The 25,701-nt window shown below is 52.4% G+C and carries 20 protein-coding genes; 14 read left to right on the top strand and 6 right to left on the bottom strand.

Going from position 1 to position 25,701, the window contains the following annotated elements:
• Positions 1–156: 156 nt before the first annotated feature.
• The 5 genes from ACQ66Q_RS12265 to ACQ66Q_RS12245 all read left to right on the top strand — a co-directional run bounded on the left by ACQ66Q_RS12265 (position 157) and on the right by ACQ66Q_RS12245 (position 7,083).
• Positions 157–2,673 (top strand): ExeM/NucH family extracellular endonuclease, encoded by a 2,517-nt coding sequence (locus ACQ66Q_RS12265; RefSeq protein WP_430457069.1) that lies wholly within the window; start codon positions 157–159, stop codon positions 2,671–2,673.
• A 30-nt stretch (positions 2,674–2,703) separates the two neighbouring features.
• Positions 2,704–3,255: a cohesin domain-containing protein gene (locus ACQ66Q_RS12260; protein ID WP_430457068.1), complete on the top strand. Its 552-nt coding sequence runs from the start codon at positions 2,704–2,706 to the stop codon at positions 3,253–3,255.
• A gap of 260 nt (positions 3,256–3,515) precedes the next feature.
• Entirely contained in the window at positions 3,516–5,837 is a 2,322-nt protein-coding gene (locus ACQ66Q_RS12255; protein ID WP_430457067.1) for an EAL domain-containing protein, read from the top strand.
• Positions 5,834–6,673 carry a DUF3034 family protein gene (locus tag ACQ66Q_RS12250; protein WP_430457066.1) on the top strand — a complete coding sequence of 280 codons (840 nt, stop codon included), beginning with the start codon at positions 5,834–5,836 and terminating at the stop codon, positions 6,671–6,673. The genes ACQ66Q_RS12255 and ACQ66Q_RS12250 overlap by 4 nt, the downstream gene beginning before the upstream one ends.
• The gene (locus tag ACQ66Q_RS12245) at positions 6,661–7,083 is read left to right on the top strand and encodes a group I truncated hemoglobin (protein WP_430457065.1); all 423 of its coding nucleotides are present in this window, start codon (positions 6,661–6,663) and stop codon (positions 7,081–7,083) included. The genes ACQ66Q_RS12250 and ACQ66Q_RS12245 overlap by 13 nt, the downstream gene beginning before the upstream one ends.
• Here the strand turns inward: ACQ66Q_RS12245 and ACQ66Q_RS12240 are convergent.
• Complete coding sequence (locus ACQ66Q_RS12240; protein ID WP_430457064.1) at positions 7,074–7,826, bottom strand: substrate-binding periplasmic protein; 753 nt, start codon at positions 7,824–7,826, stop codon at positions 7,074–7,076. The two genes, ACQ66Q_RS12245 and ACQ66Q_RS12240, sit on opposite strands and share 10 nt — an antisense overlap.
• A gap of 92 nt (positions 7,827–7,918) precedes the next feature.
• On the opposite strand from ACQ66Q_RS12240, the gene ACQ66Q_RS12235 reads away from it, so the two are divergent.
• Complete coding sequence (locus tag ACQ66Q_RS12235) at positions 7,919–8,890, top strand: D-2-hydroxyacid dehydrogenase (protein WP_430457063.1); 972 nt, start codon at positions 7,919–7,921, stop codon at positions 8,888–8,890.
• 24 nt (positions 8,891–8,914) lie between these two features.
• On the top strand, positions 8,915–10,885 hold the full coding sequence (locus tag ACQ66Q_RS12230; RefSeq protein WP_430457062.1) for a hypothetical protein: 1,971 nt from the start codon (positions 8,915–8,917) through the stop codon (positions 10,883–10,885).
• Positions 10,886–10,928: 43 nt separating this feature from the next.
• Here ACQ66Q_RS12230 and ACQ66Q_RS12225 read toward each other — a convergent pair whose 3' ends face one another.
• Positions 10,929–11,756 (bottom strand): RluA family pseudouridine synthase, encoded by an 828-nt coding sequence (locus ACQ66Q_RS12225; protein WP_430457061.1) that lies wholly within the window; start codon positions 11,754–11,756, stop codon positions 10,929–10,931.
• 104 nt (positions 11,757–11,860) lie between these two features.
• On the opposite strand from ACQ66Q_RS12225, the gene ACQ66Q_RS12220 reads away from it, so the two are divergent.
• Positions 11,861–12,511, top strand: a complete 651-nt coding sequence (locus tag ACQ66Q_RS12220; protein ID WP_430457060.1) for a choice-of-anchor H family protein — start codon at positions 11,861–11,863, stop codon at positions 12,509–12,511.
• Positions 12,508–13,440, top strand: a complete 933-nt coding sequence (locus tag ACQ66Q_RS12215; RefSeq protein ID WP_430457059.1) for a hypothetical protein — start codon at positions 12,508–12,510, stop codon at positions 13,438–13,440. The genes ACQ66Q_RS12220 and ACQ66Q_RS12215 overlap by 4 nt, the downstream gene beginning before the upstream one ends.
• Here ACQ66Q_RS12215 and ACQ66Q_RS12210 read toward each other — a convergent pair.
• The 3 genes from ACQ66Q_RS12210 to ACQ66Q_RS12200 all read right to left on the bottom strand — a co-directional run bounded on the left by ACQ66Q_RS12210 (position 13,406) and on the right by ACQ66Q_RS12200 (position 18,416).
• Positions 13,406–14,497, bottom strand: a complete 1,092-nt coding sequence (locus ACQ66Q_RS12210) for a hypothetical protein (RefSeq protein ID WP_430457058.1) — start codon at positions 14,495–14,497, stop codon at positions 13,406–13,408. The genes ACQ66Q_RS12215 and ACQ66Q_RS12210 overlap by 35 nt on opposite strands.
• A complete protein-coding gene (locus tag ACQ66Q_RS12205; RefSeq protein ID WP_430457057.1) occupies positions 14,487–16,916 on the bottom strand; it encodes a hypothetical protein in 2,430 nt (809 codons plus the stop codon). Before ACQ66Q_RS12205 ends, ACQ66Q_RS12210 begins: the two co-directional genes overlap by 11 nt.
• A gap of 108 nt (positions 16,917–17,024) precedes the next feature.
• On the bottom strand, positions 17,025–18,416 hold the full coding sequence (locus ACQ66Q_RS12200) for a PhoH family protein (RefSeq protein ID WP_208932049.1): 1,392 nt from the start codon (positions 18,414–18,416) through the stop codon (positions 17,025–17,027).
• 205 nt (positions 18,417–18,621) lie between these two features.
• Here ACQ66Q_RS12200 and rapA point away from each other — a divergent pair, with 205 nt between their 5' ends.
• From rapA to ACQ66Q_RS12175, 5 genes are all read left to right on the top strand, one after another.
• On the top strand, positions 18,622–21,534 hold the full coding sequence (rapA, locus tag ACQ66Q_RS12195; protein ID WP_430457056.1) for an RNA polymerase-associated protein RapA: 2,913 nt from the start codon (positions 18,622–18,624) through the stop codon (positions 21,532–21,534).
• Between the two features lie 11 nt (positions 21,535–21,545).
• Entirely contained in the window at positions 21,546–22,196 is a 651-nt protein-coding gene (locus tag ACQ66Q_RS12190) for an RluA family pseudouridine synthase (protein WP_430457055.1), read from the top strand.
• A 179-nt stretch (positions 22,197–22,375) separates the two neighbouring features.
• The gene (locus tag ACQ66Q_RS12185; protein WP_430457054.1) at positions 22,376–23,437 is read left to right on the top strand and encodes an OmpA family protein; all 1,062 of its coding nucleotides are present in this window, start codon (positions 22,376–22,378) and stop codon (positions 23,435–23,437) included.
• A 115-nt stretch (positions 23,438–23,552) separates the two neighbouring features.
• Positions 23,553–24,329 (top strand): DUF3530 family protein, encoded by a 777-nt coding sequence (locus ACQ66Q_RS12180; protein WP_430457053.1) that lies wholly within the window; start codon positions 23,553–23,555, stop codon positions 24,327–24,329.
• Between the two features lie 202 nt (positions 24,330–24,531).
• On the top strand, positions 24,532–24,879 hold the full coding sequence (locus tag ACQ66Q_RS12175; protein ID WP_208932054.1) for a DMT family protein: 348 nt from the start codon (positions 24,532–24,534) through the stop codon (positions 24,877–24,879).
• Positions 24,880–24,890: 11 nt separating this feature from the next.
• On the opposite strand, the gene djlA is transcribed toward ACQ66Q_RS12175, so the two are convergent.
• Entirely contained in the window at positions 24,891–25,688 is a 798-nt protein-coding gene (gene djlA, locus ACQ66Q_RS12170) for a co-chaperone DjlA (protein ID WP_430457052.1), read from the bottom strand.
• Positions 25,689–25,701: the final 13 nt, after the last annotated feature.

The raw sequence follows: 25,701 nt of genomic DNA, 5'->3' as shown, positions 1-25,701 counted from the left end.
GAAAAACTTAATAAGCCTTTATTGAAATTGTCACAAAGGTCATTTAACGTACAAGCCCCTGGTCGGAGCACATGCAGAATAATAGCCGTCCAGCCACTCAGACCCTGCGGCAGGGTCCGGGACATTCAACCCAAGCTCTTACAAACGGACGTCATCATGAAACTGAATATGTTGTTGCTGGCAATGCTGCTGGCCCCGGCTGTGCATGCAGAACCCTTTATCTCTGAGTATGTCGAAGGCTCGTCAAACAATAAAGCGCTGGAAATTTACAATCCAGCCGATGTCGCACTGGATCTGACCGGTTACTCCATCAAAGTGTTTTCTAACGGCGCCAACACTGCCGGCAAAACTGTCCCGCTGAGCGGTACCCTGGCAGCCAAAAGCACACTGGTATTGACTGATACCGCGTCCGCCGCTGCGCTGGCCGCCAAAAGCAACATGACGTTCGGCACCAGTAACTTCAATGGCGACGATGCAATTGCCTTATATAAAGGCGCTGATTTAATTGATGTGTTTGGCCAGATTGGTGTGGATCCGGGCACATCATGGGGTAGCAATAACAATTTCACGCACGACCGTACTTTAGTGCGCAAAAGCAGTGTAGTACAGGGCGACGCCAACGGCAGCGATGCTTTTGACCCGAGTGTTGAGTGGGATTTTTACGCCAAAGACGAATTCAGTAACCTCGGCAGCCATACCGGTTCTGGTAACGGCGGTGGCGGCGGTGTGGTGGTTCCACCAGTCGGCCCGGTTATTGGTAACTGTGGTGACAGCGCGACGTTAATCAGTGCCGTACAAGGTGCTGGTGCTGCATCACCGGAAGCCGGTAAAACAGTGGTGGTTGAGGCAGTCGTTAGCCGGGTCACTGCATTTGCTACCGGGTTCTATATTCAGGAAGAGGCCAGCGATTCAGATAATAATCCGGCCACTTCTGAAGCTATTTTCGTTTACAACGATGCTGCAGCAGATTATCCGGCAGTTGGTGATAAAGTCCGGGTCCTCGGCAAAGTCGAAGAGTATTTCACCAAAACCCAAATTCGCCGCACTGGCCTGTCTGCCTGTGGCACTGCCACTCCTGTGCAACCTGTCAGCGTGACGCTGCCGGTGAACAGCCTGAATCAGTGGGAAAGCCTGGAAAGTATGCAGGTGACCTTCCCGCAACAGCTGGTTGTTGCCGATCACTATAACCTTGGCACCTATGGCGAGCTGACACTGGCACCGCAACGCCTGTTTACGCCAACGAACCAGTTCCGTCCAGGTACAGCCGAAGCGGTAGCCTTGGCGTCACAAAACAGCCGTAGCAAAATCGTGCTGGATGACCTGGTGAACGGTAAAAACCCAGCCACGATCATCTACCCGGCACCGGGCCTGAATATGAACAACCCGGTCCGTGTCGGCGATGCCGTCAATGCCAATTTAAGCGGGATCCTGGACTACAGCTTCAGCGCATGGCGTTTATTGCCTGCCGGTACAGTGCAATTCACCGCCAACAACCTGCGTGAAGAACAGCCTGCCATGCGCAACCTTGGCAGCCTTATCGTCACCAGCGCTAACGTGCTGAACTACTTTAACGGTGATGGTCAGGGCGGTGGTTTCCCAACTTCACGCGGCGCATCAACAGCGGTGGAATTTGAACGTCAGGCCGACAAAATTGTCGCGGCGTTAAGCGCAATCAACGCCGATGTGGTTGGTTTGATGGAGATTGAAAACGATGGTTATGGCAGCACCAGCGCCATCGTCGATTTAGTCAGCCGGTTGAATCAGCGCCTCGGTGCTGGAACCTATCAATTCGTGCAAGTTCCTGGCAGCACAGCGCTGGGCTCTGATGAAATCAGCGTCGGTATGCTGTACAAACCAGCTAAAGTCACACCACTTGGCAATGCAGTCACGACCAGCACCGGGGTTTTTGGTTTTGGCAACCGCCAGCCACTGGTACAAAGCTTCACGCAGAAATCCAATAATGAAGTGTTCACTTTTGCCGTCAACCACTTCAAGTCAAAAGGCAGCTGCCCAAGTGGCTCAAGCAACCCGGATCGTGACCTGAAAGACGGCCAGAGCTGCTGGAATGCCACCCGCGTCAAGGCTGCGACTGAACTGACTGCGTGGCTTGCCACCAACCCAACCGGTTCTGCCGATAAAGACGTACTGATCATGGGCGACTTAAACGCCTATGCGAAAGAAGATCCAATCCATACACTGGTCGGCAAAGGCTTTGTCAATCTGGTAGAGAAATTCCAGGGCAACCGTGGTTACTCTTACCTGTTTGGCGGTGAAAGCGGTTATCTGGACCATGCGTTAGCCAGTTCAGCATTGTCTTCACAGGTCACTTATGCGATGGAATGGCATATCAATGCCGACGAGACCACGCTGTTTGACTACAACATGGAAGATAAAACGCCACAGCAACAAGCCGACTTCTATCAACCAACTGCGTTCCGTGGCTCTGACCATGATCCGGTTGTGGTCGAACTGGCACTGAAAGCATCAAATCCAGCCGACCTGGATAAAGATGGTGACGTCGACAACAACGATATCGCGCTGTTCAACGCACTGTTGAAATCAGGGGTGAAATTGGGTCTGGAATACGACTTTAACAAAGACCGCGTGGTTTCAAGCAGCGACGCCCGCGCCATGGCAACGCTGTGTACTTACGCCCGTTGCGCTATCAAATAATTACGAATAGTCCGTAGTAAGGAATTTTATATGAAGAAGTTAATTGCATTATTCGCGCTGTGCCTGACGTTCAGCAGCCAGGCCACCGTGATCAAAGTTGAGTTGGACAAATCACAATACCAAAAAGATGAATTGGTTCAGGCGCAAATCCGGATCCAAGGCTATGAAGATGGCTTGGCTGGTTTCAAACTGGATCTGAGCTATTGGTCTGCAGCGCTGGGTTTTGAGTCTGTGACCTTTGGTCCGCACTTCTCGCCGGTCGAACCAAACTTTGGTGAATATAGCCAGAGTGGCAGCAAACTGACGATCAGTGAAATGAACCTGTTTGATTTCGCCTGGGATCTGGCTGCAGTACAAGGCCCGGATTTCACCTTGGCAACCATCACGTTCAAAGCGTTAAACAGCGGTGTGCATAAACTGTTACTGAGCAAGATTGAACTGACTGATGGCTTGGGTGACAAAGTGACAGACTTCAGCAGCCAAAACGGCCTGGTGAATGTCGCTGGCCCGGCCATCCCAGTTCCTGCGACAGCTCTGTTGCTGTTACCGGCACTGCTGATGCTGGCCCGCCGTCGCGCTTAAGCCAGTATCTGCTGAAAAAAACCGCTGATCCCAGCGGTTTTTTTATTTGCTCCGGGCAATTTTTGATGGCGGCGCAAACCCCGCCGCCACTCGTCCGTTTACAACGCCAATCCACCACAGATCTTTGAGTCAGACCAAATTAACTGCTATGGTTGTTGCTTTCACCCTTCTGGGTAAAATCAGGTTAATCTGTTGTATCAATTGAATAATCAGCAGACGCACTCCGAGTGCTTACTGTTGAAACACCGGCTTGAGGTGGCATGTTAGATTCATTGCGTAGTCGTCTGATCTTGTTGTTACTTGGCATGCTGACCTTTATGACGGTTGCTATGGGTTTTGCTGCGCTGGGCGCTATGCAGCGGGACAGTGCGGCACAGGCCCGTCAGGCGCTGGATGTTGCCAGCCGGGTATTTCAGGAAGCCCTCAGTAACAGAGCCACTCAGCTGGGAAATTCAGTACGGCTGGTTGCCAGCGATTTTGGCTTTCGCCAGGCGGTCGCTTTACGTGAACAAGACACTATTTCATCGGTTCTGGAAAATCATGGCAGTCGCATTGATGCCACGCTGACCGTATTACTGACCCCGCAGGGCGAACTGATTGCCAGCAGCGGTCAAGACGTCAGTGCAGAACAAATCACGCAGTTATTCAAAGATATGCGCTTATCCGGTCAGGATTCTGTGTCGGATATTGTGCATATTGGCCACAACGCCTATCAAATGGTGATGGTCCCGGTCAAAGCGCCGCAGCTCATTGCCTGGGTTGCGATGGGGTTTGCGTTAGATCCCGCACTCGCCGGCCAGATTAAAGCGCTGACTGACCTGGATATCAGTTTTGTGTTTGGCCGTGGCACTGCCGGTGCAGAACTGCTGGCATCGACGCTGACCACGGCGCAGCAGATGGATTTGACCTCGGCCCCGGCACCGACCGCACTCAAAGTGCTGGATCAGCCAATATTGACGACCGAACGTCCGCTGGACCGCGCCGGCACTATCAGCGCCCTGCTGCATCTGTCGACCGCCCCCTGGCAAGAAACCTATCAACAGGCACGCACTCAGCTATTAGCTATTTTTGGCCTTGGTCTGACACTCGCAGTGTTGTTTGCGGTGGCACTGGCGCGCAGTATTACTAAGCCGCTGCAACTACTGACGCAGTTTGCCCGGGCTATCGGTCTGGGTCAGGCGTTACAGGCACCTTCGATTAAACGTGGTGAAGTCGGATTGCTCAGCGAAACGCTGCAAAAAATGCAGCAGGATATCCGCCAGCGCGAACAACAAATTCTGTTTCAGGCGCAGCACGACACCCTAACCGGCCTTGCCAACCGTCATCTGGTCGAATTGCAGTTACCAACGTTACTCAACAGTCAGCCGCTGTGGTTATTGCTGATCAACATCAAAGATTTTAAGCACGTCAATGACGCCTTTGGTTATAAAAATGGCGATTCACTGCTGGTGCAACTGTCAGAACGCTTAGTGAAAGCGCGGCCGGTGGCATCGATGATCGCCCGGCTTGGCGGGGATGAATTCCTGTTGGTCAGTCCAACAACGATACAGCAACAAGACCTGCCTGCACTGCAACAACTCCTGTCATACGATTTTACGCTGGATAATTCCCGGTTGAATCTGAAGCTGGCACTGGCTTTATATCAGGCGCCGGCCCCCGCTGCTGCATCAGCCGGAACCGCGAACGATGCGCTGCGCCGGGCGGAGATCGCGATGGTGCACGCCAAAACCAGCCATCAGTTGATTGCCGAATACCAGCCCGGTCAGGATGAAAGCCATCAACGGGAATTGACGTTATTACACGATTTACCGTTATCGCTGCAATCCGGCCATATGTTCGTCGTATATCAACCTAAAGTCAGTCTGCGTGGCCGCTCCGCACAGTCGGCAGAAGCATTGATCCGCTGGCAACACCCACAGCTCGGCTTTGTACCGCCGGATGAGTTTATCCGCCTCGCCGAGCACTCAGGTTTGATTTCCCGTGTCACCGACTGGATGATCGTGCAGGTGATCGATCAATTAGCGGCATGGCGGCGACAAGGCATCGAACTGACGGTCGCGGTCAATTTATCGGCTTATGATTTGCTCAGCAGTGACTTACCGGGGCAAATCGCGGCGCTGTTGGCACAGCACCAGCTGCCGGCATCAGCCCTCGCGCTGGAGGTTACTGAAGGCGCAGTGATGCAGGACCCGGAACAGGTGATCCAAAACCTGCAGACGTTACGCGAAATGGGCATTGAACTGGCTATTGATGACTTCGGCACTGGCCAGTCGTCGCTGGCATATCTGAAACGCCTGCCGGTCCACGAAGTGAAAATTGACCGGGCCTTTGTCAAAGATATTGAACATAATCATAATGATGCGCTGATCGTACAGACCACCACCGAGCTGGCTCATGGTCTTGGTTTACTGGTCACCGCCGAAGGTTTGGAAAATCTGGCCGGTCTCGCCAAATTGCAGGCTGCCGGCATAGACAAAGTACAAGGCTATTATTTCGCTAAACCGCTGAAAGCCGCGGATCTGACCGGTTGGCTGATCGAGTTTCAGCAAAACAATGACAAATGGTTTCCCGAGGTTTCATGAAAAAACCGCTGCTGAGTACGGCATTATTGCTGTGCAGCCTGAATGTTGCGGCCGCCGGCAGTAAAGTACTGGCCACCGGCGGTGCCACCAGTATCGAGGGCGCTGCTGGGGGTGGCATCGTGCCATGGGCAGTGATCAATGGCTATGGCAGCTCTGGCCAATGGTCAGTGACGGGCTACGCCAGTCAGGTGGGTGTTGACGATTTTACGCTGAACAGCAAAGGCATTGGCCTGTCCTACGACAACAAATACGAACTGAGTTTTGGCCGGCAGGAATTAAAACTCGACACGATGGGCGGTGAGCTGAACCAACAAATCATCGGCCTGAAATACAAAATCGCCGGAGAGCTGCTGTACAGCGCGATGCCACAGATCAGTGTTGGCCTGCAGCTGAAAAAACAACTTGATTTTGCCATCCCATCAGCCGTCGGCGCCCGGCACGACAGCGGTACCGATGTCTATGTTGCCGCCAGTAAAGTCTGGTTTGACGCCCTATGGGGACGCAATATATTACTCAACGCTACTGTACGCGGTACCAAAGGCCAGCAAACCGGATTGCTTGGCTTTGGCACTGTCAGCAATGATGATTACCAGTGGGTCAGCGAATTTTCGGCAGTGTTGCTGTTGAACCCACAGTGGGCCGTCGGCGCTGAATTTAAGCAAAAACCCAATGAACTGGCGTTTGCGCGCGAAGATCACTGGCGCGATGTCTTTGTCGCCTGGTTCGCCAACAAACACCTGAGTCTGGTCGCAGGGCATGTTGATCTGGGCAGCATCGCGACCTTTGAGCATCAAACCGGATATTACCTGGCGCTGGAGTCCACATGGTCGTTTTAATCCGCTCTGCCCTGTTGTTATTGCTGGTCGGCTGCAGCAGCACGCCTGAACCGAAAGACTGGTTATATCAGCAGTTGGGTACTGAAACCGGCGTGACCAAGCTGGTTGATGGTCTGCTGGTTGAGATTGAACAGGACCCCCAGATCGTGCAGCATTTTGCAGACACAGACATCCCGCGTTTTCGTAAACTGTTGATTGAACAGCTGTGTGAACTGAGCGGTGGCCCCTGCAGATATAGCGGCGCGACGATGCAGGAAAGCCATACCGGTTTTCAAATCACGCAGGCCGATTTTGATAATCTGGTTGATCATTTAATCAAAGTGATGACCGCACAAAAAGTACCGGTTGGCGCCCAAAACCGCCTGTTAGCCAAGCTGGCTCCGATGTACAAAGATGTGGTTTACCGCTGAAGCGCAGGAAAGTTCGCTTGCGGAAAATGCTCAGCATAGATTTGCGCTAAACGACCGCTCTGATACAACCGTTGCATGCCGCGATCAAATTCTGCGGCAAGCTGGCGGCCGGCAAAGGTATTCTGAAATACCGGATATAACGGTTGTGCCGGCGCCAGTTGCAAACGTTTTAATTTGGCCCTGAGCGGTTGCGGCACATTGTTATCATAACTGATATAGGCGTCCAATCGGCCGTACTCCAGCATGTCAAAGCCAAACTGTTCAGCAGACACTTCCACGCCATTGACTGACACTGGCAAAAACTGACCAAACTCATAGCCCAGCAGCCACCCCACCGTTTTGTCTTTCAGCTTTTCGGCCGAAACAAAAGTCTGCAAACTAAACAACACGACCGGCGGATCGATATCAAGATGCCAGAGCGGGAAAAACTGCCGGCTACCGACACTGCGATAATCAGCAAGCAACAGGTCTGCCCGGTTGGCATAAAACATCTGCTTGGCCCGCTTCCAGTTCGTCACGCGGAATTTCAGCTCAATATCAGCTCCACCAAGCGCCTCTCGTAACACTTGAAAATACAACCCGCTGCCATCGGCTGCGGTCATGCCGTCCCAGGCCCCCGCCGCTACCGTGAGTGTTTTTGCCTGCAATGGCAAGCCAATGCTAATACAGACAAATACACAAAGCAGACAGACCTGCTTTGCCACTTTTCGGGCCCATTGTTCACAATGCCACTGCTGTGCCAAGGACCAACTCCGCTGTGTTGTATTAAAAAATGCTTTATTTTTAGAGGTCTGCTCTGGTAAAAGCAACCTTTTGACAAAAAGGACTCAGGCTGATGCAGCAAATTGTGTTTCTGGATACGGACACTATGGCGGGCGCCGATTTATCGGTGCTGCAGATCGAAGGCGCAGCGCTGTGTTGTTACCCGACGACCGGCGCGGCGGAAGTGTCAAAGCGCATCCACAACGCCAGCATAGTGATTAGCAATAAAGTGGTGCTGAATGCGGCCGATTTGGCTGCAGCACCACAACTCAAACTGATTTGCATTGCCGCCACCGGCACCAACAATGTTGACCTAGCCGCTGCAACCGCACTGGGTATTCAGGTCTGTAATGTGCAGGATTACGCACTCGGTGCGGTGCCACAACATGCCATGGCGCTGTTATTGGCGCTGAATAATCAGATCGTGCTGCAACAGCAGGCGGTATTGAGCGGACAATGGAGTCAGAGCCCGGTGTTTTGCCTGCATCAGCAACCGGTGCAAAGCCTGCAGGGTAAAATCTTTACTGTGGTCGGATACGGCGGCTTAGGTCAGGCGACTGCACAACTGGCAAAAGCGTTTGGCATGCAAATTTGTCTGGCAGAGCGTCCGGATGCCAGCTCTATCCGTCCGGGCCGGGTAGCCTTTCGCGAGGCACTGGCGCTGGCCGATGTGGTCAGTCTGCATTGTCCGGCTCAGGCCAATCGCCCACCGTTGTTTGGCAGCGAACAGCTGAGCTGGCTGAAACCCAGCGCACTACTGATCAATACGGCCCGTGGCGCGCTGATTGATGAAGCCGCGCTGCTGCTGGCGTTACAACAGGGTCGGCTGGCCGGCGCTGCACTTGATGTACTGACGCAGGAGCCGCCACCAGCCGATCATCCGTTGCTGACCGGTGCGCTGCCCAATCTGCTGCTCAGTCCGCATATTGCCTGGGCCACCCGCGAATCGATGCAATTGTTGGTGCAGCAGCTGGCCGAAAATATTCTGGCGTATATTGCTGGCTCCCCGGTACGCACTTGCAATATGATCGGGTCTTCTCGCTGACTATCGCCTTTTGCGGAGCTGCCAATGCGTCTGTTGTGCTTTTTTATTGCCTTTTGCTGGTTCAGTACCGCGACAGCCGCTGATTTTCAGGCCGAGCGGAAAAAAGTTGAAGCCGATCCGGATACCGCGATCAATCAGCTCAGCACTCTGGCCGCCCCCACGGCAGAACAGTGGCTGTTGCTCAGCCACGGTTATATGAAATTGCACAACAAAGATGGCGCTTTATCTGCCGTAGATAAAGCACTTGATCTGGGGTTAAAGCCGGCGTTGCAAATTGAGGCGTTACAACATAAAGCACTGGTTTACGGCATTATGTTCCGCGATAGTAAAACGGCGATCGCAGTGCTGCAACAAGCGGAAAAAGCACTGCAGACCTACCACGAAGACGATAAACCGGCATTACAAACCAGCATCTATGAAAGTTTTGCCCAAGGTTATAACCAACGCGGCGACATCACAGCGGCATTAAAATATGCTGAACTCAGTGTCGCTATTGCCACTGAGCACAAGTTGCCCAAAGCTGAACTACAAAGCCGGTTGATTGCAGGCCGGCTGGCGCTGCAACAAAACAACTTCAGTATGGCGCAACAACATTTGAGTCGAGCACTGGAATTAGCGCAGCAATCGGCTGATCAGGCCTCACTTGGCTCTATTCATCTGCGCCTTGGCATGGCCTACGACAAACTGGAATTGCATCAACTGGCCGCTGATCACCTGCATCAGGCTGAGCAGTTCCTGCAGATGCCGGATCGACGCAATCAGCTGGTCACAGTATTGCTGACACAAATGGATGTCTGGCTGGCAGCGGGCGATTTGACCCGCGCCGAAGCGGCCCAACAAAAGGCCCGTGATCTGCTCGAGCAGCTGAAAGATCCTTACCTGACCGCCCAACTGTCATTTTCTGAAGCGCAATTATCGCTGGCCCGGCATCAGCCTGAAGCTGCAGAACAGCAACTGCTCAAAGCCGCTCAGTTGTTTCAGCAACTGGGTAATCGCAGTATGCAGCATGAAACCAGCATTACCCTGACTGAAGTAGCGCTGCAACAGCAGCAGCTGGAAAAGGCCCGCGCTTATCTGCCGGCAGACCTGAAGGTCGATACACTGCCGGTATTTTTACAGCATAAATACTGGGATGTCTTGTCACGGATCCACGCTAACTCAGGTCAATGGCAAGCGGCGTATCAAACAGCATTGTCTGCGTATCAAGCCCGATTTGAATTACAGGCGGCACAGCAGCAGCAAAGGCTGGACCAACTGACCAAAGGCTTAAAACAGCAACAACAAATGGCTTCACTGTCAGCACAAAATACTGTGCAGCAATATTGGCTGTGGAGTCTGCTGGCGGCACTGATTGTCAGCTGGCTGGGCTTGCTGTTTTATGCCATCCATCGGCGGCGCAAGCCAAAGACAGCCCCGGCCGGGCAAGTCTGGGTCAAAAGCTGGACCGCATTCAGCCGTCAACTGCGCAAGGATCAACAGCATGATCCGTCAGTTTGCCTCGTCGCGGTGCAACTGCAGCAAATCAGTGAATTTAAACTGGCGGCCGGTGAACATCAGCTGCGTCAAGCAATGCGGACTTTGCTGGAACAACTGGCCTGTGCGCAATTGCTCGACAGCACTGTGCATACCGATGTGTTGTGGTTATCTGTCAGTCAACCTGATGCGGCCTGGCAACAGCGGCTCTGGCAGGGATTATCAACCATCCAGCAACAACTACCCGGCCAACCCGCATTCCGTATCTGGCAAGGGCAACTGACCGCTTTATTGGGCCACGACTGGCAGGAACAGGATATCAATGGCTTGCGTGAACTGGTGTGGTACAGCTGGCAGCAACAACCAGCCAAAGCCGGCGAGCTCTTACATTTTGAACTGACCGCCAGCCAACAAGTGCCGTGCAGCTGGCAAGCAGAAAATGTGCGCCAGGACATCAACAATGCACTGGCGCTTGGTTTACTGAATCTACGTTGTCAGCCCCTGGAGCAGCAATCCGTTTAATCGGCAAACAACAGCGTTATGTAAGAATCAGCTATTCGGTACTCTAGCGCAGTAACGCTGGCGGTAATTCGTATTGCCGCAGGCCTTTGCCAGGCAATTCAAAAGCAAGCCGCGTCGCCTGCAACGCCATCCCTGCCGGATCCTGATTCCCATTACCGTACTGAGGATCGCCCATTACCGGATGACCAATCGCGGCAAAATGGCGACGAATTTGATGCTTGCGGCCACTGATCAGGTCGATCTCCAGTACTGCCCGGCTTGGCTGTTGCAAAGTTTGCAGCAGACTAAAGCGGGTACAACAGGCTTTACCATCCAGTGGCAACGTGATTTCTCCTTGCGCTTGCAACGCAGCGTCAGGTACACCCGATATAGTGATGCGATAGGTTTTTTCAATCTTATGCTGCTGGATCAGCTGACTTAACGTCGCAGCCATCGCTTTATGGTGTGCAATCAACACCAGGCCGCTGGCTTCCCGATCGAGCCGGTGCAGCAAAAATACCGGCCGCAGCGGAGTAAAATGCTGTTCAGCCAGTCGCAGTAAAGCCAGATGATCACCCCATTCATTGCCTTGTGATAACAGGCCCGCCGGTTTGAACCAAACGCTGTACCCGCGTTCATCCGCCAGCAGAACCGGCGCATTGGCCTGACGTTGCAGAATATCGTCATCATAATGCAATTCCAGCACATTGCCGGCGACTACTTCAGCCTGCGCGCGGCGCAGCCGCTTGTGTTGCTTACCCTGTACCAGTTGCACAGCACCTTTGTTCATGGCGTCTTTCAGCCGGCCTTTGGACAATTCAGGGCAGTGTCTGACCAGCAAGTCGATGGCCTGTCCTGGTTCGGTCACGGTGATACGTCGGATTAATTTCATAAATTATTCAGCTTTTTAACTCAAATAAAACAAGTGCTGAGGGATTCAGCCAAGATTCAGAGCACAGAGACGAGGATCATACCAAAGCCACCGGAGAATCACCTATGAAAACCCAACTGACCGCCTGTTTACTTTTAATAGCCAGCTACGGTCTGCACGCCGACCCCACTGAACAGACTTTGCCAACCCGTGAGATCCACGCCGATGCCAGCGTAGCGGCCGCCAATACTGATGCGAATACCGCCCCGTCTGCTATCTTGCTCAACCAGGATTTCAGCAGCAGCAGCTGGTTTGATTCTGTCGATTTAACGCTGCGAAACGACCGTGATGGCGATCGTTTTTACACGCAGATCTTCATTCGTTTTGACGCACACACCCAGTATACCGAACAACCGGTTTATGCGGTTTACAGCCTGATTGGCCCGGGCCTGAACCGGATTTTCCACACCAGCAGTATCTTTACATTATATGGCAGCAGCCGCACTGACTGGTTCGCCATCGAAGTCGATATGCGTGACTTACCGCGCGATTATTACAAACTGAAAATTGAACTGCGTGACGCGCGCAGCGGCGCAAAACTTGCCGAAATTTCCGGTTATGAAGCCGCAGCACTGAATAATCTGGCGCTAGAAGATGGTCCGGCAGACACTCCCATTAGTGTGATAGTGCATGAATCTTCTGGTGGCAGTCTTGGCTTTTTCTGGCCAGTAGCATTAAGCTGGTTGTACCTGAAGCGGCGGAAGCTGATGTCTTGAAGCGAGTTCTATGTACGTTATTGCTGTTGAGCTGCAGCACAGCGTCAGCACAAATGCTGCTACAACGCGCAGCTGCAGGCCAACAAACCGAGTTCAGCTACCAGTTGCCACCGGAACCGGCGTTGGTATTTCGTCTCGACAACAAACTGCTCAATCAATATCGAGGCATGAAACGTTATATGCCTCACATGGCAGAACAGGCCGTCCGGAATGCTTTAATGCGCAAAGCTGCTTCGTTGCAGCAAAAAGGCGTGCGGATCCAGTTCTCACCACCAAATCTACCGCTGCAGTTCACCGTTCAGGCCGATGACAACAACAAAGCCAAGACGGTCGCAACAACCCTGCAATCGTTACAAAAATCAGCGTTAGAGCAGTATCTGGCACAAGGTTATTATTTTTTGCTGGACGATCCGGTCAAAGGCAAAGGGGTGATCCCCGACCATCTGCGTTTTATGCAGGATGCGCTGGGGCAGCTGCAACCTGTCGCTGATGCTTTTATCAGTAACTACGGCAAAAAAAATATCCGCCAAATCGCCGCCCGGCTGACTTTGTGGATCCAGCAAATCCCTTACCGCGATCTGGATAACCGCATAGAATCCAATGGCAAAGGCTATGCACCACCGGTGCAGTTAATTTTCGACCACAGCGGCGACTGTGACAGTAAAGCAGTGTTGTGGGCGTCCGTGATGCGGTTGATTTTTCCGACTCTGATGATCAAGATCATCTACCTGCCCAACCATGCCATCATCGCCGCGCAAGTTCCGGCCACGGAAACAGAGCAAGTTATTGATTTTGCCGATGCATCTTTATTACTGATCGATCCGACCGGACCTGCCCCATTAAAGCTGGGGCAGATCAGCCCGGAATTTCAGGCCGTTTTACGCAGCAAGCAGTTCAGTCAACGAACTTTTCCGACCCTCGATCTCTGAGCTGTTCAGTCTGTTTAAATACGGACTCCCACTCCAGCGGCACATGACGAACACCCTGTACATCGCCACGCTCCAGCCGTGCTACGTGGATCAGTAGACGAGAAAACGGCCGTAATACTTTGCGTTTAAAGCGGGACAGCATATAAAAATACAACACGAGCAGTGGAATGCTGTACAGCAACAATTCAGTCGCAAAGCGGATCAATTCGGCTCTGGTATCACGCACTGCATCTGGCTGAATGTGCAGTGCAAAGGGTAACGACTCAAGTTGTTGCAAACTGTCGTTTTGGTCAGAACCATTGTAAGTTGATGAGTCGGCTAACTGGCCATCCTGCGCTGCCAGCAACACTTTGCCGACTTTGTCCATCAGCATCAGCGTGGCGCCATGTTGCGGCACCTTCACCTGCTGCAACATGGCTAACAGATCAATTTCCAGCAGCAAGTGCCCAACCACGTTTTTATCCTGCTTGACTGCGATGTGCAGCGCATACCTTTGTTTCAGTTCATCCAACACCAGCATATTGGCCGAGCTGTTGTTCACCTGCATGTGGGCTAAGGCGCCAATTTGTTGTACCGCCACATTGGCCAGTTCGATGGAGCTGGCATCTGCGTCGGTCAGATGAAACCACTGCAACCCCTCAGAAATGTAGGACACGTTGAGCAAATACCGGGTAGAGCGTAACTGCTGACGAAACCAGGGCTCCATCTGCTGTAACATCGCAGTCTCGGCAGCCGTCAGTGGCTGTACCTGTTGTGATTGTTCTACCGGGCGCAATGCGGTTAATTGCCCTGCAGGCAACGAAGCATCAGGCAGCGGTTGCTGCAGTGTCTGACTGGCTTCGGTTTGCATCACTTTCGCCAGATGTAACAGCGGTAATAACTGATGATCAAAATCACTGGTCGCAGCATTTAATTGCAACTGCCGCAAATCCAGCCGATCAGATAACGCCATCAGATAATCCAGCAGCGCCATACAAACGGCCAGCAGGAGAATTAGCACAAAACCATTACGGCGGTTTCTTTTTTGTTCGTTTAACAGCGGGTTACTAATTTTCATCCGTAATCAATCTTTCCGAAAGTTGAAATAAACGCTGACTCAGCATGGTCAGCCCCTGAGATTGGGTCCAGACCAGCTGTGACTCTTCCAGCGAATCAATCGCGACTGGCTGTGCGGTGTACCATAGTAAAGGCTGCTGTGTCAGCTGCGCTTGCCACTTTGTTGAATTCTCCAGTGGCAGCATCAACAGTTCATTCCTTGGCAAAGTCTGTTCGGGTAGCAGCGTCATCGGCTGATAACCTAACTGACTTAATACTTGTTGCAACAGCCATCCATCCACCGCATTGGCCGGCGCCAGCCAGACACGCCGCACAAGCGGGCCAAATTCCGCACCTTCAGTTGCAACCAAAGCGTGTTGCAACGCATCACAAAGTACCGGCTTACTAATCAATCGCAGCTGAAAGCTCTGTTGTAATGCCTGCCACTGGTCTGGCTGTCTCACCAGCACCAGTAACGCCAGTTGTGGGAAATAGCGCCGGACTACCTGAAATACCTGAGTCGCAATTTGCTGATCGGCATTGATAAATGCCTCATCGAGGATGAGGTAATCGAGCCGTGCATCACTTTGTTCGCTGCACCATTGCATGAATTGGGCGGCATCATCGAGTGGCATCAGCGCCAACCCGGTTTGTTTCAGCATACGGCGGTACAGCTGTTGCGCATCACCAGCAGGACACAACAACAATGCAGCACCATCAATTAGTTGTAACTCGCTGCCGGGACGGGCCTCAGCCAGTACCTGCAACGGCACAGTCAGCAGTAACTTATTGCCACTGAACTGTTGCTGCGCTGCACTCATATGGCCGCCCGCCTGTTGCAGCCGTTGCAGCGCGGCAGGCAACAGAGCTTGATCCTGCCCCGGGTGCAACAAAGTCAGCCACTGTCCGGGCGCAACGGTATCGCCATCGTCGCTGATCTCCAACATCAACCGCTGCGGTTCGGTCAGCACCACTTTAATCATCAGGGTACTGACATCATGCTGTGCGAGTCGAAGGCGTATCACCCAATCGAGTGCATCACGCAAAGCTCCGGCATCCAGGCTGACCCAGGCCGGCAAATCCGGCGCCAGCTCCAGCAATAATGCTTTAGCTACCTGCTGCTGCAATTGCGTTAGTTGCAGGCTGAGCAATAAGCCTGGCTGACAAAAAATCGGGCCCTGCGCCTCTGCATCACATTGCTGCAGCCAAAGTTCTGAGACCTCGCGCAAGCTGTGTGCTGACGCCGGCTGTGTCAGCCAGGCCTGCAATAAGGTTTGGGCTATTTTTAGCTGGTCTTGTTGTTGTGATGATTCCATGGCAACAGGTTTCATCGCCAAAGCGGGCTCAGCCACGGGTGCCAGTTCCGGCAATGTGGTGTCAGGTGCTGTTGTCACCAGTTCTGGCGAAGGCAGCAAATCAGACTCACTGAAGTCCTCAACGCCCTCCTGCTGTCGCACGCCGCGTTGGATCAACCAAAACAGCAACAGCAACATCAGACTCAGCGCCGATAATCCCATCAGCAAATACTGACGCAAGGTTTTGCGCTGCAGTTGCAGGCTATTGAGGTCACGCTCTGCCACCAGATACGCCTGCCAGCTGTCTGACCAACGCCAGCTGGCGACACTGGGCCGTCCAAGATAATTCGGCACAAATAATGGCGTCTGTCCTTGCTTACTCGCGGTCATCAACTTCGCCAGTGGCGTTGCCGGCCATGCCATACTGCCGTCATAGCGTTGACTGCTGCGGGTTAAGTCTTCCGGTGGGCGTTTCAGCAGGAATTTCAGGCTCTGATCATCTCGCAGATCTGTCTGCCCAAAGCGCGCTAATAACGTTTGTTGATAGCGGCTGGGAGATACTAACTGCGCTGCGGCAGACACCAGCAATACTTCACCGGCGCCGCCTTGTTGGGCTTTTTGCAGGTTTTGTTTCAGTGCCGATAAATCAAACCAGAACAGCAGGTGCTGATTATTCAGTTCGAGGTGCACAGGGGCAACCCATAATGCAGGTAGTACCATTGGCGTCAGAAACTGGTGATTACTGCTGAAATCGGTCGCGGTGATGGTAAACAACTGACCAGCCACACTATTGCTGAGACGAACTGCCCGACCGGCTTCATCCAGCAACGCGTAGCCCAGCAATGCATCCGGCCACGGCGCATGCTGAATTTTATCGTCTAATTCCTGCCAGGGATCATAAATGACGTTATCGGTGGTCGGCGGTGTCATCCCGACTAAATCCGCCCGCAAATAATCCAGATGTAAACGGTAGTTCCGTTGCCAGTCTTCCAATAAAACTTCGCTGCGTTCCAATTGCAGGCTCAGTTGACTATAAAGTTGCGTTTGCTGGCTTTGATTGGTCTGTAACCAGACCCAATAGCCACAACCCCATAAAAAGCTGAGGGACAACAGAAAAAATAGACTGGACCAGGAAAACAGTTTCACGGTGGGACGGCATCCTTGGAAGCAGACAGCAACATGCTGACGACAGAACAGATTGACTAGCCTAACGGATTACGCCGGCAAGTCAATCTGTTAACAACTGTAAAACCGTTACAGATTGGCCTCTGCAAAGGAGGCCAGCCGGCTGCGAACCACCCCATTGAGGTTAATCGTGGTACTGCCTTCGAAGTTTTTAAAACGCTCCACGATATAAGTCAGGCCCGAAGTCACCGCAGTCAGATAGTTGCTGTCAATTTGTGACAGGTTACCGGAACAAATCAGTTTGGTACCTTCGCCACAGCGGGTGATGATAGTTTTCAGCTGCGCTGCGGACAGGTTCTGACATTCATCCAGCAACACGATGGCGTGCTGAATACTGCGGCCCCGCATAAAGTTGACCGACTTAAACTGAATGTTGGCCTTATCCATGATGTAGTTGACGCTGGAGTGCGGATGCTCGTCGGTTTTATGCAGCACCTCCAGCGAGTCGGTGATTGCCGCCAGCCAGGGTGCCATTTTCTCTTCTTCAGTTCCGGGCAAAAAGCCTATCGATTCAGCAATCTCCGGAGTATTGCGCGTCACGATGACTTTGTCATACATGCCCCGTTCAATCACCAGCTCCAATGCGGCCGCCAATGCCAGTAAGGTTTTGCCACAACCCGCCGGGCCGGTCAGGATCACCAGATCCATATCCGGGTCCAGCAACGCATTCAATGCCATAGCCTGATAAATGTTTTTCGGATGAATGCCCCAGGCATGGCGGTGCATCATCCGCTCAAACCCCAAATCCAGCACTTTAATTTGCTGGTCGTTAATCGACACCACGCGACCAGCAAAGGTTTCATGCTCATCGACCAGGTATTCATTGATGTAGGCATTAGGTAATAATGTTCTTGGTAAATAGTGGTAGGTATCGCGGCCTTCATTTTCACTGCGGCAATCTTTGACCTGACTCCAGAAATCACCGGCAAATTTAAAATAACCTTTATATAAAAACCTGACGTCATCGATCAGTTGGTCAGTGCGATAGTCTTCGACCAGTTTTAAGCCAGCGCCTTTAGCTTTGAGGCGCATATTGATGTCTTTGGTCACCAGGATCACTTTGACCGGTGCTTTTTCGCGCTGTAAAAACAACGCAGTATTGATAATCAGGTGGTCGTTTTCGCCGCCAGGTAAGCCTGGGATCTGGTCGCTGATATGATGGTCATTAACGATAAACAAATGACCGCTGGCTTTATCATCGGTATGTTGCGGTAATTTCACGCCCTGTAGCATTTGTTCAGGGGTAGCATCTTTCAGCACGTCTTCCAGCGCCCGGATCGCCACGCGCGCTTCACGGCTGACATCTTTGTGTTTGTCTTTGATATGGTCTAATTCTTCTAACACGGTCATCGGGATGACCACGTCATGTTCCTGAAAATTTAAGAAGGCGAAGGGTTCATGCAGCAGGATATTGGTATCGAGGACGTAGATTTTTATGTCTTTACTTCTTCTTCGCGCCATATGCAGCTCCTTAGCAGCGGATGAAAAAACCCGGCGGGTTCTTATGTAATTTAGAACAAGAATCCTTGTACCGGATGACAATCTCATGACGATACAAAGCTTTTCATTTGTGACTTAGACGGTGCAGAAAAATTCCCGGCAAGGCGGATGCAGTTTGTCCGGATTTTCAGTACCATAGCGCCCCCTTTGCAGAGTGACCCGGATAATGATGAAATTTGCCCTTGGACAACGCTGGATCAGCGACGCGGAATCCGACTTAGGTTTAGGCACCGTCGTCGGTATTGATGGCCGGATGGTGACCATGTTGTTCCCCGCCAGTGGCGAAACCAGGCTGTATGCCATGAGCGAAGCACCGCTGACGCGGGTGCAGTTCAATCCGGGTGATACGGTGAAAAGTGCGCAGGAATTCAGTCTCGTCATCGAACGGATTGAAGAAGTGAATCAGACGCTGGTTTATCACGGCGAACGCACCGACACCGGTGAAGCGGTTAGTCTGCGCGAAACCTTTCTCGACCATTTCATCAGTTTCAGTTCGCCACAGGACCGTCTGTTTACCGGCCAGATTGACCGCTTTGACTGGTTCACACTGCGTTACCACAGCTGGCAACATCTGCATCAGCAGCAACAAAATCCGCTGCGCGGTCTGACCGGCGGCCGCTTAAGCCTGATCCCGCATCAGCTGCACATCGCTAATGAAGTGTCACAGCGGCACGCGCCACGGGTGTTATTGTCAGACGAAGTGGGTCTGGGCAAAACCATTGAAGCGGGCCTCATCATCCATCAGCAACTGCTGTCTGGCCTTGCCAGCCGCGTATTAATTGTTGTACCAGAATCGCTGCAGCATCAGTGGCTGGTCGAAATGCTGCGCCGTTTTAACCTGAAGTTTGCCATTTTTGACGACGAGCGTCTGACCGAAGCTACCGCTGACGGTGGAAATCCATTTGAAACCGAACAGCTGGTGCTGTTGAGCCTCGATTTCCTGACTCGGAAAAAAGCCGCCTTTGAAGCGGCCGCAGAAACACACTGGGATTTGTTGGTGGTCGACGAAGCTCATCACCTGACCTGGAGCGAAGCAGCCGCGAGCACAGAATATCAGCGGATTGAAACGCTGGCCCAAGATACGCCGGGCGTCATTCTGCTGACGGCAACGCCAGATCAACTGGGTCATCAGAGTCATTTTGCCCGGCTACGCCTGCTCGACCCAAACCGTTTTTATGATTACCCGGCTTTTGTCGCGGAAGAACAGCAATATAAAGCGATTGCAACTCTGGCGCGCGCGCTGCAACAGGAAGTGCCATTATCGGGTGACACTGCGGCACAACTGCAACAGTTGTTGCAGGAAACCGATATCAGTGCGCACCTGTCGCTGCTGAAGTCTGCTGATACTGGCAGCGAGCGTGATGCCGCCATCGATGCGCTGCTGAGTCTGTTACTTGACCACCATGGCACGGGCCGCATTCTGTTTCGCAACACCCGCGCCGCCATTGCCGGATTTCCGCAGCGTCAGCCGCAGTTCATCGGCTTGCCGCTGCCAGAGCAATATCAGAACGCCATCAAAGTGCAGCTCAGTTTTATGGCCAATCAAACCGATGAATTCAAGGCCAAAACCCTGTTATTCCCGGAGCGGATTTATCAGGAATTTGAAGGTAGCAAAACCAGCTGGTGGCAGTTTGACCCGCGCGTTGAAGCGGTGATTGCGCTGATTAAACAGCACAAATACAAAAAGTTTCTGGTGATCTGCGCCCATGCCGACACCGCGATTGCGCTGGAAGAAGCGATGCGGGTGAAAGAAGGCATCCGCGCGGCAGTGTTCCACGAAGGCATGTCGATTTTTGACCGAGATAAAGCGGCCGCATATTTCGCGCAGGATGATCAAAGCGCGCAGGCGTTGATTTGTTCGGAAATCGGCTCGGAAGGCCGCAACTTCCAGTTTGCACATCATTTGGTGCTGTTTGATCTGCCACTGAATCCGGACTTACTGGAACAACGCATCGGCCGGCTGGACCGGATTGGCCAGACGCAGGATATCCAGATCCATCTGCCGTATTTCATCGACCAACCGCAGCAAGTGTTACTGGACTGGTATCACCAGGGGCTGCAGGCGTTTGATGCAACCTGTCAGACCGGTGGCGCTGTCTATCAACAAATGCGAGAACGGCTGTTGCCGTTGCTGGCGCAGTCCGCGCCGGATCAGACCGAAGTCAGCGCAGTGCTCGCCGACAGCCGGGCGCTGAACAGCCAGCTGAAACAACAGCTGGAACAAGGCCGGGATCAACTGCTGGAATTGAACTCCAGCGGCCGTGGTCAGGCGCAACAGTTAGTCGAACAAGTCCGTTTACAGGACGACGCGACTATTCTGCCGCTGTACATGCTCAAAGCCTGGGATTTGCTCGGTGTGCAGCAGGATGATCGCAGTGACACCAGCATTGTGCTGACGCCATCAGAACATCTGCAAGGCCATTATCCGATGCTGGACGAAGATGGCATTACCGTGACGTTTGACCGCGCTACAGCACTGGCGCAGGAAGATATTCAGTTCCTGAGCTGGGATCACCCGATGGTCCAGGGCACATTAGATATCGTCACACAAGACACAATGGGCAACAGTGCGGCCGCATTACTGCATAACAAACAACTGCCAGCAGCAACATTTTTTGTCGAATGTATTTATCTGGTCGAAGCGTCTGCACCGGCGGAACTGCAATTGGGTCGCTATCTGCCGCCCACACCAATTCGATTGTTGCTGGAAAAAACCGGTAAGAATCTGGCACCGAATGTACCGTTTGATAACTTTAATCGTCAGCTCAAACCGGTCGGCCGTCAAACCGCCAGTAAACTGGTCGGCGCGCTGCAAAGCACAATCCACCCGCTGCTCGCCAAAGCCGAAGCCTATGCCGATGTGCAGTTAAAACAACTGCAGCAGGAAGCTTTGCGCAATATGCACAGCCAGTTGCAGGCGCAACAGGACCGGTTACAGGCGCTGGCAAAAATCAACCCGCTGGTCAGACCGGAAGAAATTGCCCATCTGGCGGATAAACAACAGCAGCTGGATCAATACATTGGTAAAGCACGTCTGCGCTTTGATGCGATCCGCGTCATCGTCGTCAGCCACGATTAGGCCACACGGACATGTTACTGGAGTACCGGCCACCGCAATCGCCTTATCTGGACATCCTGTACCAGGATGACGCGCTGCTGGTACTGAATAAACCGAGCGGGTTGTTGTCTGTGCCCGGCAAAGCTTTGGAACATCAGGATAGCTTGCAGTGGCGCGTGCAACGGGTGTTCCCGACGGCACGTACAGTGCACCGTCTCGATATGGCCACGTCCGGTTTGTTAGTGATGGCGCTGACTCTGGATGCACAACGTGAGCTGAACTGGCAGTTTGAACGCCGGCAAACGCAAAAACATTATATTGCCCGGCTGGAAGGCCGGTTGCTGACGCAGGCCGGCGCGGTCGACCTGCCGTTGATTTGTGACTGGCCAAACCGGCCAAAACAAATGGTTTGCTTCAGCCGGGGCAAACCAGCCCAAACTTTATTTGAGAATATTGGCTATGAAGAGAACGCCACCCGTGTGCGGCTGACGCCGGTGACCGGCCGCTCGCATCAACTGCGGGTGCATATGCAGTGGCTGGGGCATCCAATCTGTGGTGACAAATTTTACGGCTCAGCGCCGGATGAAAAAACAGAACGTTTACAACTACATGCAGCAATGCTGGGGCTACGACATCCGCAGACAGGCCAATGGCTGGAGTTTCGATCACCAGCCCCATTTTGAAAAAGAAGTACCGAAGTGTTAACCGCAGATTCATCTTCAGCGGTTAGCATGACCCCCGCCGACGCGTGTTGCGCTGACAACAAAGAGATGTTTTTGTTCAGCAAAACAACAGTAAATTTGTTTAATCTAAACAAATCAAATAAAATTAGCGCGTTGGAAAAACCCCTAAGGAGATATGGATGAAACTGAAAACTAGCGCAATTGCCGTTCTGGCAGCTTTACCCCTGATGACAGCTGTAGCATCAGCCGCCCCAACCGCTGCTGAATTACAAGATCGGGTTTACGGTTCTGTGTTCTGGGAGCACTACGCACCGGACAACGACAAAACTAAATCATTAGACTGGAAAGGTCAGAACAACGGCAACGGCACTGGCCTGAACATCGGTTACCGTATCAGCGAAAGCTGGGGCATCCGCGCAGAATATGTTCGCCAGGATCTGGAATCAGAATTCTCTGACGCCGATATCAAAGGCAACCGCGTTGGTATGGACCTGGTTTACCACGTTGACAGCCTGCCGCTGTACTTCGTGGGTGGCGTCAAAAACTACACCACTGGCCGTTCAGCATCTGCCGCAAACATCGGTATGGGTGTGAACATGTTCGTCACTGACGAAGTTGCTTTGTTCGTTGAAGCAAACCGTTACCAGGGTATCAGCAAAGCATTTGGCGACCACGGCGTGAAAGTAGGTCTGACCTACAACTTCGGTGCTGCTCCTGCTGCAGAACCAGCTCCAGCTCCAGAGCCAGCACCAGCGCCAGCTCCGGTCATTGGTGATGCTGATCAAGACGGTGTAACCGACGACAAAGATCAGTGCGCTAACACGCCAATCACTGACAAAGTAGACACTGTTGGTTGTTCAATCTTCACTGAAAATTCAGTCAGCATCGCGCTGAATGCTCAGTTTGATAACGACTCTTCTGTCGTCAAAGAGCAATACCATGCTGATATCGAAAAACTGGCAACCTTCCTGAAACGCTTCCCGAACACTGATGTTGAGATCGGTGGTCACGCGTCTAACGTTGGTACTCCAGCGTATAACCTGGCACTGTCACAACGTCGTGCAGACGCCATTGCAGACGTACTGGTCAGCAACTACGGCATCGAACGCAGCCGCGTGAAAGCAGTTGGTTACGGTATCACCAAACCAAAAGCTGCAGGCAGCACTAAAGCCGCTCATGCTATCAATCGTCGTATCGAAGCGACTGTGACTGCATCTGTGAAAGAAGCCGTACAACGTTAATTCGTTTTACCGCTGACAAAGCCACCTTCGGGTGGCTTTGTTTTTTCTGTCAGGACTACAGCGCGGCGAAATGTGGCCGATACTGACTTTAATGTTTAGTCTGGCGGAATTTCCGATGTTGCGATCCTTCTCCTGTTTTTCCATAATTTCCCTGCTGTTATGCCTGCCATTTCTGCTCAAAGCGGATGCAGCGTTATGGGACGAACAACAAACCGCAGCGGATTTACAACGTCAGGTTGCCACCGCACAAATCAATGCACTGAAATCCCCCCAACAATCATTTCTGACCCTACAGCGCACGGCGATGACACCTTTTGTCAAAGGCACGGTGATCTTGGTCCCGGACTGGTCACAACATGCCGCCAGCCCGCGGGCTGTGGAGTACCTGCGCAACTATCTGATTGATTTTGGTTGGAACACCATGGCGGTGATGGTACCGCCTGGCGTGACTGAGGCTAGTATAGAAAACCTGCAAGCCTATCAGCTGCAGCTACTGGAACGACTCAAAGTGGTGATGCAGGAGGTTGAGTCTAAACCCGGCACCATCGTCGTGATTGGCCTCGGCCATAGCGGCGCATTGCTGAATAATCTGTATAAAAATGAGGAACTGAGTCCACCGCAGGCCTTAGTCTTAATCGGCGCGGCGATGCAGGACGTTGCGTTAAATGAACAGGTGGCGGAAGCGATTAGTCAGCATAAAGTGCCCACGCTGGATTTGTTGCCACAAACCGACAATGCTTTTGCCCGCAACAGTGGTGCACTCCGGTTGCAGTTAGTCCGCAAACACATCAAAGAAATATACCGACAACGACTGTTGCCGGGTTCAGTGGAACAGGATCACCCTTGGCTCGGCGGGGAGATCCTCGGTTGGCTGCGTTACATCGGCTATTAACAGATGTCGGCTAACTATTTTTAAAACGCTTAACCTGCTGGCAGATTCAGGCACACAGAATCTTACTCCTTGCTGATCGTTACCTTGAATCCATACAACACAAGCATCGCATGTCACCGACACGATGGTTCAGCAAATGCCAAATGCAAATTGCCTGACCGGCCGGTAAACTAAGAAAAATTCAGCTATCAAAGGAATTCGAATGTCTCCGGTTCTAACGACCATTGGCTTGCTGGTTCTCAGCAATATCTTTATGACTTTTGCCTGGTACGGCCATCTGAAGCACCTGAAATCTTCAGCATTACTGACCGCTATTCTGGTGTCCTGGGGCATCGCATTTTTTGAGTACATGCTGATGGTACCGGCGAACCGGATTGGTTCGCAGGTATTGAGTCTGGCGCAGTTAAAAATTCTGCAGGAAGTGATCACGCTGGCGGTGTTTATCCCGTTCGCCGTGTTGTATATGAAAGAGCCGTTTAAGCTGAATTATGTTTACGCCGGCGTTTGTCTGCTGGGCGCAGTCTATTTTATGTTTTATTACAAAAGCTGAGCCGGCCAGGCTCAGCTGCGATGTTGTTTTAACAGTTCGTACGCCGCCTGAATTTGCTGGGTTTTCTGATTAGCCAGCTCCAGCATTTCCTTCGGCAGGCCTTGGGACATGAGCTTGTCCGGATGGTGCTGCGACATTTGCTTTTTATAAGCTTTTTTCAGCTCAGTCTCACTACAGTCCGGCGCCACACCTAATAATTGGTAGGCATCAGCCAGCGCATCCGCAGCAGGCGCTTGTTGGGTTGACCGTCGCGAAAAACGCGATTCGGCTTCGTACCGGCCAAGCAAATATTGTAAACGGGTATTCGAAATCGACAGTGCTGCCGCCACTTGTTGCAATAGCTTCAGCTCAATATCACTGAGCCGGCCATCGACATAGGCCACTGAAATCTGGATCTCCAGAAACATCTGCAGCAAATCAGGCCGCCAGCGATACGCTTGTCGCAAAGATTGCAGCTGCTGTTGCAATGGAAATTGGCTATCTTTGCCTTCGCGAAAAGCCCGCTGTGCTTCCTGTTGCTGCTGCGCCCCCAACCCCAGCTGTTGCATAAACGCTACCGCTTTGTCGATGTGCGCCGTGGTGACGACACCATCGGCTTTGGCCAGATGCCCCATCACCGCAAAAGTGCTGAACATAAACAAGCCTTGCGCTTCGCTCTGGTCGCGTTTGAAGCCGCTGAATCCGCCTGCTTGCTCAAACTGCTGACGCATACTGCGGTCAAACCAATGGCCGATAAAAACGCCGACAATCAGGCCAGGAATTTTAAACATCGCCAGGCCAAACAAACCGCCCAGTAACTTACCCCACATAATTCGGCTCCTG

This window comes from Rheinheimera sp., assembly GCF_965283995.1.
GTDB lineage: Bacteria > Pseudomonadota > Gammaproteobacteria > Enterobacterales > Alteromonadaceae > Pararheinheimera.
The sequence above is the reverse complement of the archived record's forward strand: the minus strand, read 5'-3'. Positions and strand labels throughout refer to the sequence as shown.